General features: G+C 51.2%; 16 protein-coding genes. 8 read left to right on the top strand and 8 right to left on the bottom strand.

The window, feature by feature from the left end; genetic code table 11:
• Window positions 1-10: 10 nt before the first annotated feature.
• The 4 genes from AC04MQ_RS08140 to AC04MQ_RS08125 all read left to right on the top strand — a co-directional run bounded on the left by AC04MQ_RS08140 (window position 11) and on the right by AC04MQ_RS08125 (window position 4,748).
• Window positions 11-2,650, top strand: a complete 2,640-nt coding sequence (locus AC04MQ_RS08140; protein WP_475391806.1) for an ATP-binding protein — start codon at window positions 11-13, stop codon at window positions 2,648-2,650.
• A gap of 140 nt (window positions 2,651-2,790) precedes the next feature.
• A complete protein-coding gene (locus AC04MQ_RS08135; RefSeq protein ID WP_475391805.1) occupies window positions 2,791-3,507 on the top strand; it encodes a DUF4360 domain-containing protein in 717 nt (238 codons plus the stop codon).
• Window positions 3,508-3,563: 56 nt separating this feature from the next.
• A complete protein-coding gene (locus AC04MQ_RS08130) occupies window positions 3,564-4,160 on the top strand; it encodes a DUF4360 domain-containing protein (RefSeq protein ID WP_015091903.1) in 597 nt (198 codons plus the stop codon).
• Between the two features lie 108 nt (window positions 4,161-4,268).
• A complete protein-coding gene (locus AC04MQ_RS08125) occupies window positions 4,269-4,748 on the top strand; it encodes a hypothetical protein (protein ID WP_015091904.1) in 480 nt (159 codons plus the stop codon).
• On the opposite strand, the gene AC04MQ_RS08120 is transcribed toward AC04MQ_RS08125, so the two are convergent.
• Entirely contained in the window at window positions 4,745-5,929 is a 1,185-nt protein-coding gene (locus AC04MQ_RS08120) for an RtcB family protein (RefSeq protein WP_015091905.1), read from the bottom strand. The two genes, AC04MQ_RS08125 and AC04MQ_RS08120, sit on opposite strands and share 4 nt — an antisense overlap.
• Before the next feature lie 45 nt (window positions 5,930-5,974).
• On the opposite strand from AC04MQ_RS08120, the gene AC04MQ_RS08115 reads away from it, so the two are divergent.
• Window positions 5,975-6,796, top strand: a complete 822-nt coding sequence (locus AC04MQ_RS08115) for a substrate-binding periplasmic protein (protein ID WP_475391804.1) — start codon at window positions 5,975-5,977, stop codon at window positions 6,794-6,796.
• Here AC04MQ_RS08115 and AC04MQ_RS08110 read toward each other — a convergent pair.
• Entirely contained in the window at window positions 6,762-7,394 is a 633-nt protein-coding gene (locus AC04MQ_RS08110; RefSeq protein WP_475391803.1) for a DsbA family oxidoreductase, read from the bottom strand. The two genes, AC04MQ_RS08115 and AC04MQ_RS08110, sit on opposite strands and share 35 nt — an antisense overlap.
• Window positions 7,395-7,425: 31 nt before the next feature.
• Between AC04MQ_RS08110 and AC04MQ_RS08105 the strand changes: the two genes are divergently transcribed.
• The gene (locus AC04MQ_RS08105) at window positions 7,426-8,460 is read left to right on the top strand and encodes an FUSC family protein (RefSeq protein WP_015091907.1); all 1,035 of its coding nucleotides are present in this window, start codon (window positions 7,426-7,428) and stop codon (window positions 8,458-8,460) included.
• Here the strand turns inward: AC04MQ_RS08105 and aspA are convergent.
• Together aspA and AC04MQ_RS08095 are read right to left on the bottom strand one after the other, a co-directional pair.
• Window positions 8,457-9,875, bottom strand: coding sequence for an aspartate ammonia-lyase (aspA, locus tag AC04MQ_RS08100; RefSeq protein ID WP_475391802.1), 1,419 nt, complete (start codon window positions 9,873-9,875; stop codon window positions 8,457-8,459). The genes AC04MQ_RS08105 and aspA overlap by 4 nt on opposite strands.
• A 14-nt stretch (window positions 9,876-9,889) precedes the next feature.
• Window positions 9,890-10,930 (bottom strand): MBL fold metallo-hydrolase, encoded by a 1,041-nt coding sequence (locus AC04MQ_RS08095; RefSeq protein WP_015091909.1) that lies wholly within the window; start codon window positions 10,928-10,930, stop codon window positions 9,890-9,892.
• A gap of 87 nt (window positions 10,931-11,017) precedes the next feature.
• Between AC04MQ_RS08095 and AC04MQ_RS08090 the strand changes: the two genes are divergently transcribed.
• Window positions 11,018-12,595 (top strand): ArnT family glycosyltransferase, encoded by a 1,578-nt coding sequence (locus tag AC04MQ_RS08090; protein ID WP_475391801.1) that lies wholly within the window; start codon window positions 11,018-11,020, stop codon window positions 12,593-12,595.
• 73 nt (window positions 12,596-12,668) lie between these two features.
• On the opposite strand, the gene AC04MQ_RS08085 is transcribed toward AC04MQ_RS08090, so the two are convergent.
• Window positions 12,669-13,337: an energy transducer TonB gene (locus tag AC04MQ_RS08085; protein ID WP_015091911.1), complete on the bottom strand. Its 669-nt coding sequence runs from the start codon at window positions 13,335-13,337 to the stop codon at window positions 12,669-12,671.
• Window positions 13,338-13,495: 158 nt separating this feature from the next.
• Here AC04MQ_RS08085 and AC04MQ_RS08080 point away from each other — a divergent pair, with 158 nt between their 5' ends.
• The gene (locus AC04MQ_RS08080; RefSeq protein WP_015091912.1) at window positions 13,496-14,137 is read left to right on the top strand and encodes an O-methyltransferase; all 642 of its coding nucleotides are present in this window, start codon (window positions 13,496-13,498) and stop codon (window positions 14,135-14,137) included.
• A 21-nt stretch (window positions 14,138-14,158) separates the two neighbouring features.
• Here AC04MQ_RS08080 and AC04MQ_RS08075 read toward each other — a convergent pair whose 3' ends face one another.
• The 3 genes from AC04MQ_RS08075 to AC04MQ_RS08065 all read right to left on the bottom strand — a co-directional run bounded on the left by AC04MQ_RS08075 (window position 14,159) and on the right by AC04MQ_RS08065 (window position 17,738).
• Entirely contained in the window at window positions 14,159-14,560 is a 402-nt protein-coding gene (locus tag AC04MQ_RS08075; RefSeq protein ID WP_015091913.1) for a hypothetical protein, read from the bottom strand.
• A 233-nt stretch (window positions 14,561-14,793) separates the two neighbouring features.
• The gene (locus tag AC04MQ_RS08070) at window positions 14,794-15,957 is read right to left on the bottom strand and encodes a DNA topoisomerase IV subunit A (protein WP_015091914.1); all 1,164 of its coding nucleotides are present in this window, start codon (window positions 15,955-15,957) and stop codon (window positions 14,794-14,796) included.
• Window positions 15,957-17,738, bottom strand: a complete 1,782-nt coding sequence (locus AC04MQ_RS08065; protein WP_041577896.1) for a DNA topoisomerase VI subunit B — start codon at window positions 17,736-17,738, stop codon at window positions 15,957-15,959. Before AC04MQ_RS08065 ends, AC04MQ_RS08070 begins: the two co-directional genes overlap by 1 nt.
• Window positions 17,739-17,877: the final 139 nt, after the last annotated feature.

The raw sequence follows: 17,877 nt of genomic DNA, 5'->3' as shown, positions 1-17,877 counted from the left end.
AAATGGACTTATGTTCCACCGACTTTTAAAGACCTGGGCCTTTCAGACCTTTCTTATTTTCGTTCTGTATTATCTGACAGGACGATTGGGGCTTTTGCTGGCTTTGCCACCGGGTTATGCGTCATTGGTTTGGCCCCCATTTGGTATCAGTATCGCAGCGCTGTTGCTTTTTGGAGTCAACCGCTGGCCCGGGGTTCTGATTGGCGCCTTTCTGGTCAATGCCCGCCACCTGGAAAGTATTTCAAATCTGCTGCTGCCACTGGGGATTTCAGCAGGAAACACGCTTTCAGTCATCATCGCCGCCCTGCTAATCCGACGTTTTCTCCATTTCCCAAAACGCTTCTATCTTGAACGCGAAGTGATTCTGTTCCTGTTCTTATCCGGGCCCGTTGCGGCTTTGTTCAGCGCCAGCTGGGGTGTCGGACTGCTGTATTTCAACGACCTGTTGTCGCAGAAAAATATTCTGATGAACTGGATTCACTGGTTCGTCGGCGATGCCATTGGGGGCCTGATCTTTGCCCCGCTGGCTTTGATGTTTTCAACCCAGTCGCGCCGCTACTGGCTTAAATCTGTCACCAAAGTTCTGGTGCCGGTATGCGTGGCGTTTGCGCTGATTCTGTCTGCCTCTCAGTACCTGACCCACTCGGAACAGGAAAAGCAGGCTGGCGAATTCACGCGCAAGGCCGAGTTCACGTTCAATGTTCTGGAAAAGGACTTTAACGGCAACATCGACATGCTGATTTCACTGAAGAGCTTTTTCGACAGCTCAACCACCGTGACCCGTCAGGAGTTCCGTGAATTTGCCACAACCCTGCATTCGCGCCGTCCCGAGGTTCAGGCACTGGCCTGGATTCCTTACGACCGCACCCAGCCTGAAAAATTTCGCATCGAATACATCGAACCCAGCGCGCTGAACAGCAAGATCCTGGGTTATGACTTTGGCACTCATCCGGATCGCAATGCCCTGCTAAAAAAGGCACTGGATAAAAAACGCATCATCACCTCCAGCCCGCTGGAGCTGAATGAATTCAATCACCCGGCCCGCGGCATCTACCTGTTCCTGGCCATTGGCCGCCCTGAAGGAGTGCTGCTGGAGGTTCTGCGCCTGGATGGTATTCTGCGGGACCTGACCGATGTTCTGAATGATCCCAGCTATCGTGTTTTGATCGAAGACGTCACCAATGCTTCAGCCCGCGAACTGATGGTCGACACCCTCACGGACACCGCAAACGACTTCCATGCGGACTTCAAATGGAGTTCCCATCTGGAGGTCGGCGACAGGCAGTGGGAAATCACGGTTCAGCAGGACACGTCCCTGCGCCAGGGTTCGGCATTTAATGCCGCCGTGTTTTTGCTGACCTCGCTGATATTTGTGTTTTTGATCTGCGCCCTGCTGCTGACCATCGCCAACCGCATCATCACGGTGGAGGAAATCGTTGATGAAAAAACCCAGCACTTGATTGATCTGAATGTGCAGCTGAAAAAGGCGTCAGAAACAAAATCCGAGTTTCTGGCCAACATGAGCCACGAAATCCGCACTCCGCTGAACGTGATCGTCGGCATGTCTGACCTGCTGGAAGAATCCCCGCTGAATGATGATCAGAAGCACTATGTGGAGATTTCCAAAAAAGCCGGCCACAATCTTTTAAGCATCATCAACGACATTCTGGATATTTCAAAAATCGAAGCCGGCCTGGTGACGCTTGAAAAAACCGAAGTTGATCTGCACAGTCTGGTGGCCGACATCACCGAGATGTTTGAACTGAAGGCCCGCGAAAAAAATCTGGAACTGACTGTTTATCTCAGCGAGGACACCCACAGTATTTTCATGGGTGACCCGACCCGCATCCGCCAGGTGCTTTCAAATCTGATCAGCAACTCTTTGAAGTTCACCACGGACGGTTCAATCCGGGTGGAGCTGATGAAGAACCAAACCGAACTGGACGGCAATCTGATTTTCCATGTCAGTGACACCGGCATTGGCATTCCGCGTGACAAGATCCCACAACTGTTCCAGCCGTTCACTCAAGCCGACTCAACTATCACCCGCAAGTTTGGCGGCACGGGTCTGGGGCTTTCTATCTCGAAACGACTGGTGAAGATGATGAATGGTGACATCACCATTGAAAGTGAACTGCACCGCGGAAGCCGTTTTTCATTCAGTCTGGAACTGCCTTGGCTGCGCGATGTGCAGGAAGAAATGCAAAGTCCGTCCGAAGACAGTGGCCCGGCATCAACCGGAACCGCAACGACGCTGGAACCTTTGTCCATTCTTATAGTGGATGACACCGATGACAACCGTCTGCTGATCAAGGCTTACTTGAAAAACACCCCTCACCAGATCACCGAGGCCAGCAACGGACGCCAGGCTTTGGAGCTGGCACAAAAGCAGCGCTTTGATCTTATATTGATGGATATGCAGATGCCGGTGATGGATGGTTTTACCGCCACCCAGAAGATCCGCAAGTGGGAACAAGAACACAAACAACCGCCTGCGACTATCTGGGCACTCACCGCCTTTGCCTTGAAAAATGAAATTGATCGCAGTCTTTCCGTTGGTTGCAATTTGCATCTGATCAAACCCCTGCGTAAAGCCGACCTGCTAAATCATATTCAAAAACTGAGCGAAGAACGACACCAGTCTCGCTAGTGCGTCATGACAGAGGTGGAGCCACGCTGCCACCGAAAGCGCTGGCCCGGCCCTTGCTATATGGATTCCCAGGTGACCGATGTCACCAGTTTCTGGGGGGAAACATTATGATCTGGCGGGGAATCACTTCATTACTTGGAATGTCTCTATTAATGTCTGCACCGGCAGCCTTGGCCCAAACGCCACCAGGCATCCGCATTCACAGCATTCAGGCAATTGGTACTGGATGTCCGGCAGGCACTTACAACGCCACGATTTCTCCGGATGCGCAGACGTTCTCTTTGCTTCTGGACAATTTTATCGCTGAATCCACCATGCAACGCCCGATCGTTCGCCTGAACTGCGAACTGAAGGTGAACTTCCAGGTGCCTGCGGGATGGACTTTCGCGGTGACCTCCGCTGACTATCGCGGCTTTGCTTACGCCGAAGCCGGCACGATGGTGACTCACCAGGCGCTTTATTCTTTCGATGGCAGCAAGCCCCGCAACGAACGCCCGGGCTATGAAAATGGTGGCACTTACAACTTCCGCGCACAGGAATTCCGCGGACCTTACAACGACACATACTATATCCGTCATCAGGTCGACAGCCGTGTCGCTCCGTGGGCGGCATGTAACGCCAACTCCATTCAATCATTGTACATCACTACTTATCTGATGGCCCGCAACCTGAACCTGTCGTCCCTGCTGACCGCCCAGATCACTCTGGACAGCATCGACGGTCAGGTTCAGTCACAAAGATACCAACTGGCCTGGAAGACGTGCCGACCAAGTAATGGTGGCGTCAATCAGCCACCAGGACGTGATCCGGGACCGGGTCGACCGAACAATCCTGGCAGACCGCCGCGTTTCCCATAATTAAAATTCAAAACCAAATTAACGAACTAACAATGTCATAATCACAAGGGGGATTTATGAAAGGTAAACTATTGATCGCAATCGCGGGGATGATCTCTGCAATGAGTCTGCAAGCCAACGCTCAGGAAATTCGCCTGGGTCAACCAGCCTACGGTGGAACCGGCTGTCCTGCGGGAAGCGCCAGTGTCACTGTGAGTCCGGATGCTTCTGCACTCAGCATCCTGTTTGATAACTATGTGGCGGAAGCCGGCAGTGGCCGATCCATGGATCGCAAATCCTGTAACATCTCTGTCCCAGTGACAGTGCCAAGTGGTTACAGCGTGGCAGTCATCCAGGTCGATTACCGTGGATTCAACTTCGTGCCTCGTGGTGGTATGTCACGCTTTGATGCGGAATACTTCTGGGCTGGTGCGCGTGGTCCAAGAATCAGCCGCACGTTCATGGGTCCGGTGAACGACAGTTACACTATTTCTGACGGTCTGATTGCCAGCACTATGGTTTGGACGCCGTGCGGAGCCAACGTGAACTTGCGTGTCAACACATCCATGATGGCTAAATCCAACGCCCGTGGCGAACAAACCCTGGCAACAGTGGACAGCGCCGACATCAGCTCCGGCCTGATCTACCACTTGCAATGGAGACGTTGCCGCTAGTTTCTTAAGAACCCCAATTGGGCTCCTGCAGAGCTGCTAAAAGTAGATGTCATTGGCGATAAAATACGCTAGGATCGGCTTTTAAAAGCGAACCAGGAGCCCTACCCCATGTCCAAATCAGCTCATCACTCTGCCACTCTTCAAGTCCGTCAAGCCCTGTGGGCTCTGCAAAAAGAAGTATTGAATTCTCTGAAAGAGCAATTCGACCGCGAAGTGGGCTATCAAGCCGCTCCGACAGAATGGTTCCAGGTTTTGATGACCGCAGAACGCTACTTGTGGCTGCGCGAACTGACCTCCCTGATGGCCGATATCGATATCCTGACCGAACTGGAACACGTCTCTGAAGAAGACGCCGGTGTGGCTCGCGCGGAAATCGAAAAACTTTTGATTAATCACGTTGAAGAAGGTTTCGGAAAACAGTACCGGGATCTGTTGATGTCCGGTGTCGGTTTGCTGCCACTGCATTCACAACTGAAAGCAGATCTACAACATTTGCCAGAAACCAAAATTGAAAAGCATCAGACAGTGCATCACCGAAAAAACTGGCAGGAAGCTCACCGCCAGCAGTCCCGCAAGAAACGCAACTAGCCTTTCACGCACAGCACCTGTTTTAGCACCGCCACCACATCGACCAGATCCGTTTGATTTTTCATCACCTGGTCGATGTCCTTGTAAGCGCTGGGAATCTCATCAATGACCCCGGCGTCCTTACGACACTCCACCCCCGCAGTTTGTTTTTGCAAGTCCGCCAGACTGAAACGACGTTTGGCTTCCGAGCGTGACATGCGCCGACCCGCCCCGTGCGAACAGGAATCAAAAGATTCGGCACTGCCCTTACCCCTGACGATGTAAGATCGGGCCCCCATCGAACCGGGAATGATGCCCAGATCCCCTTGCCTTGCGCGCACGGCCCCTTTGCGGGTGACCAGAACGTCTTCACCATAATGAACCTCGCGCGTGGCATAGTTGTGGTGACAATTGACCTTCAGGGAATACGGCAGCGGCGCCCCTTTTTTCCCGACGTGATGGGAAATCACCTCCATCACCCGGCGAAGCATCTCTTCGCGGTTTTCCAGAGCATAACTTTGTGCCCACTCCAGATCGCGCATGTAATTTTCGTATTCCGTGGTTCCTTCAAGGTAATAAGCCAGATCCGGATCGGGCAACTTCACCGCCAGCTTTGCGATTTCGCCTTTGGCTTCGCGGATGTGTTCTTCGGCCAGACTTTTACCAACGTTGCGGGAACCGGAATGCAGCATCACCCACACGGCACCTTCTTCGTCGGTGCAGATTTCAATAAAGTGATTGCCTCCACCCAGACTTCCCAGTTGGTGAGCGGCGCGGTCTTTTAAGCGCAACAATGAAACGGACTCAGGCATGTTCTTCCAGCCCTTCCAGTTTTGCACTTCCTGGGTCAGCTTTTTGTTGGATTCATGCCCCAACGGAATCACACGTTCAATTCCGGCACGCAGGCGATCCAGATCATGCAGCACCAATTCCGGATTCACATTCAGACGAGCGGCAATCATACCGCAACCAATATCCACACCCACAGCCGCCGGGATCACCGCGCCCTTGGTGGCGATCACGCTTCCGACTGTGGCTCCAATTCCCAGATGCACATCAGGCATTGCAGCCACGTGTTTGAATACAAATGGCAACGACGCCACATTCTGAAGTTGCTTCAGCGCTTGTGACTCAACTTCGGATTCCGGGGACCAGATTTTCACTGGAACGTGAGCAGACTTGATATTCGACAGGACTGGCATATAGCTCTTCCTCCACCGATGTTTGATCTGTGATAAGATTAACACATGTCGCAGCTGTTTTTTTTGATTATTTTTTTACTGCTGCCACTGGCGCAGCCCTGCTGGTCTTCACAAATTCCATTAAGAATTGTGACCGAGCACTGGCCTCCTATTACCTATGAAAAATCGGGTGCCGCCGAAGGCATGGCTGTGGATCTGGCGCGCATGATTCAAAAATCAGCGTCGCTCACACAAAGTATTGAAGTTCTGCCCTGGCCGCGGGCTTATCACCTTGCCGTGAATCAGCCGGACGTTCTGCTGTTCACGGTGGTCCGCAATCCCGAACGCGAAAAACTTTTCACGCTGATTGGTCCCATTGCCAACGGTGAAATCGCCATTTATATGCGAGGCACCTATGACCTTGGCAAAGTGACCCTGCAATCCCTGAAAAAAGAACTGCGCATCGCCACTCATCGGGGCACGGCTTTTCATAATATTCTGGAACAAGAGGGCTTTCGCAACATCGTTCCGGTGAATTCATCGGTTAACGCCGTAAAAATGCTGATGACAGGCCGGATGGATGCCATCTGTGATGATAAGCTGGCGGTCGCCGAACTTTTCCGCCGCGCGGGATACACCTCCAGCCCCTTCGTCAAAGTTCTGTCACTAAGTCACAGCTCGTTGTACTTTGCCTTTTCGCGGGGGACTGCACCTTTGACGATCACAAAATGGAAAACGGCCTTTGAGGAAATCAAACGCACCGGTCAGTTTGATCACCTTTACAAAAAATGGTTCTTAAATCTGAAGGCACCTGCGGGAGTTCATATTTCACTGCCTCCCCCACACCCGGTTCTTAAACTTGTTGAAAGGCCTGCAAAAACACCTTGAGTGGCTGAGCTCCTGAAATTCCAGCCTCCCGATTTAAAATAACAAACGGCACACCACTGATTCCCAGCGCATACGCTTCATCAATCAGCGCAGCCACTTCATTGAAACCCTGATCGCTCTGCAGGAAGGTCAACACGTCAGCCTTGTCATAACCCACTCGCGCCATCACACCTGCCAAAACTTCACGCTGAGACAGATCCAGGGCCTCGGCATAGTAAGCCTGGTAAATTTCATTGGTGACCGCGACCTGATTGTTTCGGGTGCCCGCCCACCAGATCAGACGATGGCAGTCCATCGTGTTGATCTGCACCTGCATTTTATCAAAATGAAGTTCCGCGCCTGCTGCCGCCGCTGCTTGAACGACTCTTTGTTCTGCCATTTGAAAACGTTCGCTATTGCCAAACTTGGCCGCCAGATACGCCGCACGCGAAACACCTTCTGCCGGAGTGCCAGGATCCAGTTGAAACGGAAGAACACTCACATCAAAGTCATACTCATCTTTGACAGACTCCATGGCCTTGAACAGTGTTGTTTTTCCGACATAACACCATGGACAAACAATATCGACCACCAGCTCAAGTTTGATTTTCTTTTTCATAAGGCACCTCAGCAGTAGTATACTGAGTTTCATGAGTCTGCGCCAACATATCGACGAAGTTCTGCGAATTCAGCCGATGCCATCTCCATGGCCTCGCATGTTCGTTTGTGCTTTTGCGACAGCCTTTCCCCTGGTGGTCGGCATGATGATGGGACAACTGCCCGTGGCGATCTTTGGTTCGCTGATGGGGTTCCTGCTGCCCCTGAATGATCACCTGGGGACCTTGGGGCATCGTCTGTGGACGATCACGCTTACCTTTGTGATGATGGCGGCAGGGCTTTCCCTGGGAATACTGACTCACAAACACAACGCTCTTTTCATTCCGACGCTGTTGGGTCTGGTGTACTGGCTGGGCCTGATGGGCGGAGGCAAAGGGGCAGAGCTTGAACGGGCCTTGTTGTTTTCAATCTTTCAGGTTCTGGCCGGAGCCTATGCCGGTGATCTGCAAAAATATTTTGTGCCGATCGTAAGTTATGCTTTCCTGGGTTATCTGTGCGTTTTTGTTTCATTGGCCATCCTGGTGTTTTTGCGCCGACACAAGCCCAACCCTTTTGCACGGCTTCGCACCACGCTGAAAGAATCCATGACGACAGAAAAGTCGCGGCATCTGTACGCCACGGGCTATGCTCTGGCGATCCTGCTGAGTTTGATTGCCGTGGATGTGTTGAAGGTGGATCACGGATACTGGGCCGTCGGCACGGTATTGATTATTATGCGCCCGGAAATCAAACAAAGTGTTTATCGCAGCATTCAGCGTTTCCTGGGAACATTGGTGGGTGTGGTTGTGGCTGATGTCATCATCTATGCCGAGCCGCCTTTGTGGATGGCAATTCTGATTCTGGCTCTGGTCAGTTTCTGGGGACCATGGTCCATCATCCGCAGCTACTGGCTGGGTTCGGCGGTGATGGCCGTAATGCTTTTGCTGATTCTGGACATGCCCAATCTGGAAAGGGGTGATTTGCACACCCCGATGATTCGCCTGACAGCCACGGGCATCGGCTGCCTGCTGGCGCTGGTGGGCATCCTGCTGGTGAACCCGCAGGTGCTTTTCCGACGCCGCAGTTAGTGCTTCTTACCGACGTATTTCGGATTCAGCAGATTTTCCATTGAAAACAACTCATCCAGCTGGGCCTGAGTCACCACTCCGCGCTCCAAGGCCACTTCAGCCACATTGCGACCGGTTTCTGCGCAAATTTTCCCAATGCGATCGCCCTCATCGTGACCAATAATCGGATCCAGATAAGTGACGATACCGATGCTGTTCATCACGTAATCGCGGCAGCGTTCTGCATTCGCGGTGATGCCCTTCACACATTTGTGCTCTAGCGTTTCACAGGCATTTCTTAAAAGATCCAATGATTCAAACAAACTGGAGGCGATGACTGGCTCCATCACGTTCAGCTGCAGTTGTCCTGCTTCCGCGGCCAGCGTGATTGCCAGATCATTGCCGATGATTTTAAAGCTGACCTGATTCACCACTTCCGGAATCACCGGATTTACTTTGGCCGGCATGATGGAAGATCCCGCCTGCATTTCTGGCAGGTTGATTTCCTTCAAGCCCGTGCGCGGACCGGAACTAAGCAAACGCAAGTCATTGCAGATTTTAGACAGCTTCACTGCCGTGCGCTTCAAAGCGCCAGAGATGATGATGTAAGCTCCACAGTCACTGGTGGCTTCGATGTAGTCTTCAGACTGCACAAACGAATGGCCCGTGACTTCAGCCAGTTTTTGCACGGCCAAAGAGGCATAACCCGGAGGCGTGTTAATACCCGTACCAATAGCCGTCGCACCCAGGTTCACTTCAAGCATGAATTTCTGAACTGTGCGGGTCAGACGACCGTCTTCCTTCAGCAACGTTGCAAAGGCGTTGAATTCCTGTCCCAGGGACATCGGAACCGCATCCTGCAACTGCGTGCGGCCCATTTTCAAAACGCCCTGGAATTCTTTGCCTTTTTTCTCGAAAGCCAAAGCCAATGAATCCAAAGCCGCCAAAGTGCCATTCAGGTGTTCATACAGCGCCACACGAAAAGCCGTCGGATAAGCATCGTTGGTGGATTGGCATTTGTTGACGTGATCATTTGGATTGATCACTGCATAGTTGCCTTTTTGCAGACCACGTTTTTCCAGAGCGATATTGGCAATGACTTCGTTCGCATTCATGTTGATGGAAGTTCCCGCCCCACCCTGATACACGTCTGAAGGGAACTGCTGACCCCATTTTTTAGGGTCTTGCAAAACAAGGTCACAGGCTTCAACCAGGGATTTGGAAACATCCGCCGGGATTGTGCCCAGTTCACCATTGGCCAAAGCGCAGGCTTTCTTCACCAGCGCCAGACCACGCACGAAACTTTGATTGCCCCCTACCGGGACACCAGAGATCTGAAAGTTCTCCATCGCACGCACGGTATGAATTCCGTAATAAGCTTCCGCAGGGACTTTCTTTTCACCCAGCAAATCTTTTTCTACGCGGAACTTTTCCATCACAAACTCCAAGTCTATTTTCTATTGTCCAATTTCAAAACTTCACCGTGCATCATCACTCGGAATCCACTTGCGTCGACTCCGGCGCGTTCCCTTGCCGCTGCCAGCTCTTGAGGAGGTTCGGCCATGGGTTCGTCACTGAGACGGAAAGTGCCCCAGTGTACCCCAATGCTCAGGCGGGAATGAAGATCCTTATGAATTTTAACTGCTCCATCCGGATCCACATGCTGCTGCCCCATGAACCAGCGCGGCTCATAAGCGCCAATCGGGATCAGCGCCAGATCCACATCACCAAATTTGGTGTGCACATCTGAAAAATCCTTCGAATACCCAGTGTCGCCGGTATAGAAGAACTTGAATTTTTCTGACTGCACGTGCCAGCCGCCCCACAGGCTTTGATTGCGGTCCCAAAGGCTGCGCTGAGTCCAATGCTGGGCCGGAGTGAACGTGATCGTCAACCCATCCAGTGTGAACTGATCCCACCAGTCGAGTTCTTTGACGTTTTCAATTCCTTCGGATTTCAAAAGATCGGCATTACCCAGCGGAACCAGGAACAGGGTCTTCCCCTGATTCTGCTTGTTCAGATCACGCAAAGTTTTTAAATCCAGATGATCATAGTGACTGTGAGACACCAGCACCACATCCACCGGCGGCAGGTCTTTTTGTTCAAACGGCAGCGCCACCAGACGCTTCGGACCCATAAAACTGACTGGCGAAACTCGGTCTGAAAAAACCGGATCGGTGACAATGTTTTTTCCTTGAAGTTGCAACAGGAACGAACTGTGCCCGATCCAGGTCAGTGTGGTTTGGTTTTTATTCTGACGCAAAAAATCCGTGTCCGTCTTCAGAACAGGCGGATTGAACGGCGGCTCGTCCTTGTGCGGCCCCGTCAGACGTTCCCACTGCCACTTCCAGAAGCTGGCTTTCGGAGAATTGTCATAGTTGTTATAAAACTGGGTTTCCCCGCGATGCGGTTTCTGGGGGTCGTGATAACGGAAACTTTGGCACCCCAAAAACACAAACAACCCGGCCACAGCGATCAAGGTCAATTTCATGCCCCGCAGAGTCTCACCGAGAGGCTTTGTAGGCAAGAATTTGGTTGCCACCGACGCCCCAAGATATTACGACAGAGCTTTGACAAAATGACCGAACACCCCAGCAAGGACACCCCTGTGATTCGTGAATTCTGGAAGCAGCAAAACCTCTCGCAAAAAGTCACCATCCTGTTCATTTTGACACTGATTTTCCGGGCTTTTTTCTCGCTTCATATCGGGCTGATCGATGACGAGGCTTACCACTGGTCCTGGGCTAAATGGCCCCAGCTTTCCTATTTCGACCACCCGGCGATGATTGCATGGCTTGAAGCCATCACCACCAGCGCTTTTGGTGACACCTATCTGGGTGTGCGCCTGCCGGGCTTCCTGTGTTTTGTCGGCACCGTGATCTTGCTTTACAAACTGACACGTGACTTGTTTGACGACTGGGCGGCGATTTTTGTCGGCCTTGTTTTGCTATGGTCCCCGTTCTGGGGCTTTGGCGGCTATGTCGCATCACCCGAACCTCCGTTCATGTTCTGTTGGGTGGCGGCATCCTACGTGTTCTGGCAGGGCGTGCGTGAAGACGGCAAAGCCTGGAGTGTGAAAAAAACCTGGATCTGGCTGGGAATCCTGATGGGCCTGGGGCTGAATTCCAAATTCATCATCGCGCTTTTGGCACCGGGGTTTGGTTTGTACCTGCTGGCGACTCCGTCCCGCCGCAAAGATCTTTTGACGCCTTGGCCGTGGGTGGGTTTGCTGATTGCGACCGCCTTGGCCACACCGATCTTCCTGTGGAATCACCTGCATGACTGGCCGGGCTTCAAGTATCAGTTCCATGACCGTCACACCGGTGCGCGATTTGATATCGGCCGCTGGTTGGTGTTCTTTGGTGCGCAACTGCTGTTTGCAACCCCGTTCCTTTACGTGATGATTGCTTTGGCGTTTATTACTTCCTTCATTAAACGCCACGAGGCACGCTGGAGATTCCTGCTGTGTCTGACCCTGCCTTCCATCGCGATCTTCTATCCACAGCCTCTGTGGGCTGAATACAAGCCTCACTGGAGTGGCGCGGCCTACACCCTGCTTTTGATGGGTGCGGGGGCGATCTGGTCTCAAGGTTTGGTGTGGGGTCGTCGCCAAATTGTTCAGGCGCGAAGCAAAGTCTTCACCTGGGGTATTGGCGCCTTCTTTGTGCTGCTGGCATTGATCAGCTACACACCGTTTGCTTATCCGTGGATTCCAAAAGCGTACAAACTGTTCAACCCGAATGGCGAATGGCAGACCACCTATGACTTCAGTAACGAATTCACCGGCTGGGAAGACCTGGGTCGTTATGTGAACCGTCGCCAGCGTGAAATCCACGCCGAAAGCGGCAGCAAGCCGTTCATCGCGGCTCACCGCTATGAAAACACGGCGCAGACCACCTGGGGCACAAAACAGAAAGTGTACATGTTAAGCTCTACCGTCAGTCACTATACTGTGATGCAGTCACCGGAAGAAATGAACAACCTGAAGGGTCAAAACGCGATCTTCGTCAGCACGGAGAAATATCCGGCCGATCCGATGGAGTGGGCCGCGTGGGATGGTTGCGACAAAGAAACGCTGAAGACGTTCCGCAACGGCATCCACGCCCGAACGTTCAACGTGTACTTCTGCCGCAACTTCCAGGGCATCACCAAATAACCCTGCCTTTAAAATCGGATTAAATGCCTCCGGCGCAAGGCGGAGGCAAGCTCTCGCAGCGCAGGCGTGCTCTTTAGTTCAACACGTACTCGATAGGAACTGTGATCGACCAGGAACCTCTTTGGATTTCCTGCGGGAATGGCTTTAAGCCGTGAATGCCTTTGACCAGATCCAGGGCCGCCTGATTCAAAGAATCATAAGGTGTCTTTTCAACGATTTCGCTGGTCAGCAGTGAACCATCTTGCGCTAAAGTAAAGCGCATGGTGACTTTCCCCGTCTGACCCATTTTTTTTGCCAGCATTGGATAGCGCTTACGGTGCTCCAGCAGTTTTTTGATCTCGTAAAGGTAACGCTGCTCTGGCGACACCTCTATCCCGTTGGCAACCCCTTCACGGCCTTCCAGTGCGCCCTGATCAGACGTTCCCGCCAAAGAACCCGCGGTCTTGCCGTTTGGAACCGGTTGCGGAGCGGACTCCGTCACTTTTTCAGTTTTAACAGCCGGGCCTTCAGAATTATCAGCAACCACCGGGGCCTTTGCTTTAGGGACTTTGACCTGTTGTTCTTGTTTGGGCGCCTGAACGCTGCCGCCATCCCCATACTGAAGCTCTACCCCTACGGGCAAAGGAAGCACGCTGGGTGCCGCCATGCCCACCGCCAACGCAAACAGCCCGCCATGCAAAAGCACCGACAGGATCAGGGAACGGTTGATAGTGAAAGAAAATGAGAATTGTTTATTGGACATGGCCTTAGGGCAAATTTATAGATTCTTGCCCCTGAAAACTCAATACAGGGACCCAAAAATGGGCTCAAATGTAATTAATTTAGATTTGATCCTTCGCTAATGAAAGCGAAATGAAAAAATGGACATTTGGCAGAGGGAAATCTAAAACCTAAACCCTGATGACGTCCCTGAACCCGCACTTTACCTTTAACTACTCCCAACCCGAGGAATACCGTTTTTCCCATGATTCGGTGTTTTTGGCGCGCCAGGTGTTTGAGTTTTTGCACGAGGATTTAAGCGCCCTGACGGCTTTAGATCTGTGTTCAGGCTGCGGGATCGTGGGCTTGGATTTTCTGTATCACTGCAAATCAGAAAACCGTGCCTATCCCTGCGGCTTTGATTTCATGGAAGTGCAGGATGTTTACCGCGATCACTTTGAAAAAAATCTGACTGCGTTTGGAGACAACCAGCCCTCCGTGAATTTCGTGAATCAGAACTATGAGTCCCTGCTGACACCAGAATTCAGCACCCGCTATGATCTGATCCTGAGCAATCCGCCTTACTTCCGCATCAATCAGGGAAAACTATCGCCATCAGAGTTTAAAAACCGCTGTCGCTTCTTTATTGATTCTGATTTTACAAATTTGATTCGCGGAATTGATGCCGCTTTGAAACCACAAGGCCGCGCCTTCATCTTACTGCGCGATTTACAGGATCACGGCTGGAATCCCCTGGAAGAAGCCCGTCGTCTGCTGAACGGGCGCCGTGAAATACAAAAGGTGGCCGACATTCGCGGCACGCCTTTGGTTCTGATCAACTAACCACAATAAGAGGCTGGCCGACTAGCGGCAGAAGATCGAGCCGATGGTTTGTGGCTTCAATGGGAAGATTTGTTCCTGCTGGATCTGACCCACCAAACGACCGCTGATACCATACACAAGATTGATGATGTACTTGCCGTCACCTGCACGGTTTTCAACGCAAGAGTAAGCCGGCGAACGATCCGGAATGTTTTGTTCTGGGCGATCCGCTTTTTTGCAGATCATGTTCACCGCGAAATCACCATCGAAAGTCGCCAGCATACCTTGCTTCAAATTCACAACCGCTGTGTCCTGAATCACGAAAGAAACAGCCGTGTCGTCATTCAGATGACCGGAACACTTGGCAACAACTGCAGGTAAAACATCCGCTTGAGCGACAACAGACACAAACAACGCAGCAAAGGCAAATACGATGGCTTTCATTGAAAAACTCCCGTTTTGAAAATTCGAGGGTTTTTTAACAAAATTCCCCGCACTTCGAAAGGGCTTTTGCCGAACCCTTCTGAAGTTTCATCTTTCTAACTGCCTAAATGCCGGAAATAGCTGGAGGAATTGAAGAGTTTATAGTGTTCCGCGGGCTTCAGCGGGCTGTCGCCGAAAAAAAAGCCCCCATCCATGAGGACAGGGGCTTTGGTGGTTCTAACTTTAAAAATCTCTTAAACGTAGGATCCGCGTTTGATTTTCTCAAGGATCAGTTTTTCTGTCTTGATTGGATCTTTCGGGTCAACAGAGAAGAAGGACTGTTGCTCGCAACGAATCTTTTCTTTGATCAACCAGCGCAGGATATCGGAAAGGTTCTTGTTCTTTTTATCCAGGAAGAACGGATCGTTTTCCAAAGCGTCTTTGGCTTTTTTCAAAGCGCGTGCTTCAGCTGGATCGGATTCTTTCACTTTGTAGTGAGGCAGATCGTATTTTTTCACGTCTTCCGGCAACACGCCCAGGAACTTTACGTTCGGAGCGGAGAAATCGGCATTACGGATCAAAGACGCCGCGGAACCGGCTTTCAAAGTACGATAGATATTCTGCATGGTGTACGCATCGAGATCCCCGAAGAAGTACATTGGAACGTCCAATTCTTCCTGGATCAGTTTAGCCCAACCACGAACACCGTTGGATGGAACCCCTTGAGCACCCATCACAATACAGTTGTTACGCTTGGTGAAGCCCATGGTGACCAGCGTATTCGCGGTACCTTCAGACTCTACGATCAGACAGAAGTCGATTTTCTTTTTCGCCTTCAGCTTCAATGCCTGAGGTTTGTTCTTTGGCTGGAACGGTGACGTTCCCAAAGTGGAAAGGTCGATCACGGCCCGTTCCCCGTCTGCCAAAGTTTCAGTCACAACCAGCTGCTGAGAATAAGTCTGCCCACCGCGGTCATTGGCAAAAACGTTCAATTCTTCACGGTATACTTCCAGCATATCACCGATAAAGTCGATGATCGCATCGGATTCAGGCTGATCGTCGAAATCCAAAGGTTTCAAACGAGGGTTGCCTTTGATCTCGCCTTTACACATGTAATAAAGCTCACGCTTCGTATTCACGGTGCCGGTTTCAAGATTGCGCAGAAGCATTTCCAACAGGAACACCACACGCGCCAGTTTTTGTACGGAAGAAACGTTCAGCTCGGTACGGACAACTTTATCACCCGGAGTCAGATAACCCACTTTGGCGTTGTACAAAGAGTTGTCCAAAGAAGTTTTCACCGCTTCAAGAACCGGACGCTTGGAAGACTCAAGGTCTTTCAGCATCTTGTCCGCAAGAATGCGGGCCTCTTTAGGAATATCAATTTTCAAATCGCGAATGCTGAGTAGTTTTGCCATTACGCTTTTTTCCCAGTGGTTTTCTTAGTGGTTACAGTCTTTTTGGTGGTGGTTTTCACAGTGGATTTTTTAGTCCCCTGCGGTTCCTCGGAAGCCTCTTCCACCAGGTCACTGGAAGAAATCACATCGAATTCTTCTTCGTCACCGTGAGCGATGCCTTTTTTCTTGTCGCGTTTCTTCTGCTCAAGAAGTTTGGATTCCGCTGCTTCCAGATCCGCCATCGCGTCTTCGGAATCACGGCCCAGAAGTTTCTTCAGACCTTCTTCGGCTTTTTTCTTACGGGATTCTGGTGCCTTGATGATTCTTGCCAAACCTTCAACCAGGATTGGACCGAACTGCTCGATGTGCGCCAGTTTTCTTTCAAGGTCCGCTTCCTTCACTTCTTTCTTGATGTGACGGGACAGCTTTTGACCGGCTTGGATCAATGCCAGACGGATTTCAGCAACCAGTTCCTCGGAAGCGTCGATCGTTTCCTTGGAGGCATTTTTAAACTTGATGAACGGAGACACAATGGAAACCGCGAAGATGTACGGCCCCAGTGGCAAAGAGTCTTTTGGCTGACCCAGGCCATAGGCTTTCCAATTCACAGATTCAATCGCCCATGTGATCGCGCAACCGGATTTATCAAATTGCAGCGGAACACGGTTGGCAAAACGAAGCAAAGTCACCGGGGAATCATTTTGCTGATTGCGGTCTTTGAAACGCGCCAATGCCACTTCCACCACGACCGGTTTGAAGTCACAAATGGTTGGTTTACGGGTCACAACCGCGAAGAAGTCGATTTCACCCAGACGAGTGATGGATTTGGACAACGCCTCTTCACCCACGGTCAGAACAGACTTCGTGCTTGGAGCCATCAAGTCTGTGTTTTGCACAGCCTGGAAGACTTTTTTGAAGTCTTCTTCACTCAAAGCAGTCAAAGACTTCTCAAGCAGACCCTTTGGCAGGCCTTTTTTCACGAAATCAGAAATGGACTGATCAGAAATACGGGAGAAACCCGTTTTTAAAAACTTGGACAGCGTCGTTTTACCGAACAAAGTGGAATGCGTGATGAACTCACCCAGTTTGAAGGTATGAGGATGGGGCAAAGATGCTTCCGGAACTCTTGGCACTTCCGTGCTTACGCGAGTCACAGTCACAAAGTCCGCGTCCGTCAGCTTGTACGTGATGGTCATGTGAGGATTCACCAGGATGGTGCCCTCAATGTAAGTCAAAAGACCGCCGTCACCATTCAGTTGAATACGTCCATCCAGAACGAATTCAACGCGGGTGCCGTGTTCACGGTCCCAATCCAGTGTTTCTTTGTTTTTCAGAACACCGGTGTTGGATTTGATGTCGACATCCACTTGCGCGGAAATCGCTTTACGCATTTTTTTGGTTTTGGAAACAACACTGACACCACGGGCATTGGTCATCTGCGCCCAAGTGGTCGCAGCAGAGATACCGATACCTTGTTGACCACGAGAACACTGACCACGACCAAATTTGGAAGACGCCAGATATTCACCGTAAACCTTGGCAAGGTCTTCACCTTCGATACCAGGGCCGTTATCTTCGACAACGATGCGAATTAAATCAGTATTTTTAGTTGAGCCTGCTCCCACTTTGGAGATCTCAACCAGTAGATCAGGCAGAATGCCGGCAGACTCACACGCATCCAGAGAGTTATCCACGGATTCTTTCAAGGTCGTCAAAACGGCCTTCAAAGGAGATGAAAAACCCACCTGCTGGAGGTTCTTAGCAAAATATTCAGCTGTGCTACTTTTGGTAATTTTGCTCACAGTCGCTTGGTCCTTACACGATGTTAACGAATTTTAATGAATGACTTTGATAGGTTAAGCCGAACGCAGGGGGTCAAAGCAAGACTTAAGGCTTAGTGATGCTTGGCGTAAATTTAAATGCGAGGAACTGATAGGCTTT

Source organism: Bdellovibrio sp. MYbb2 (assembly GCF_056175685.1).
Note: the sequence above shows the minus strand (reverse complement) of the source record. Positions and strands in the feature narration are given on the sequence as shown.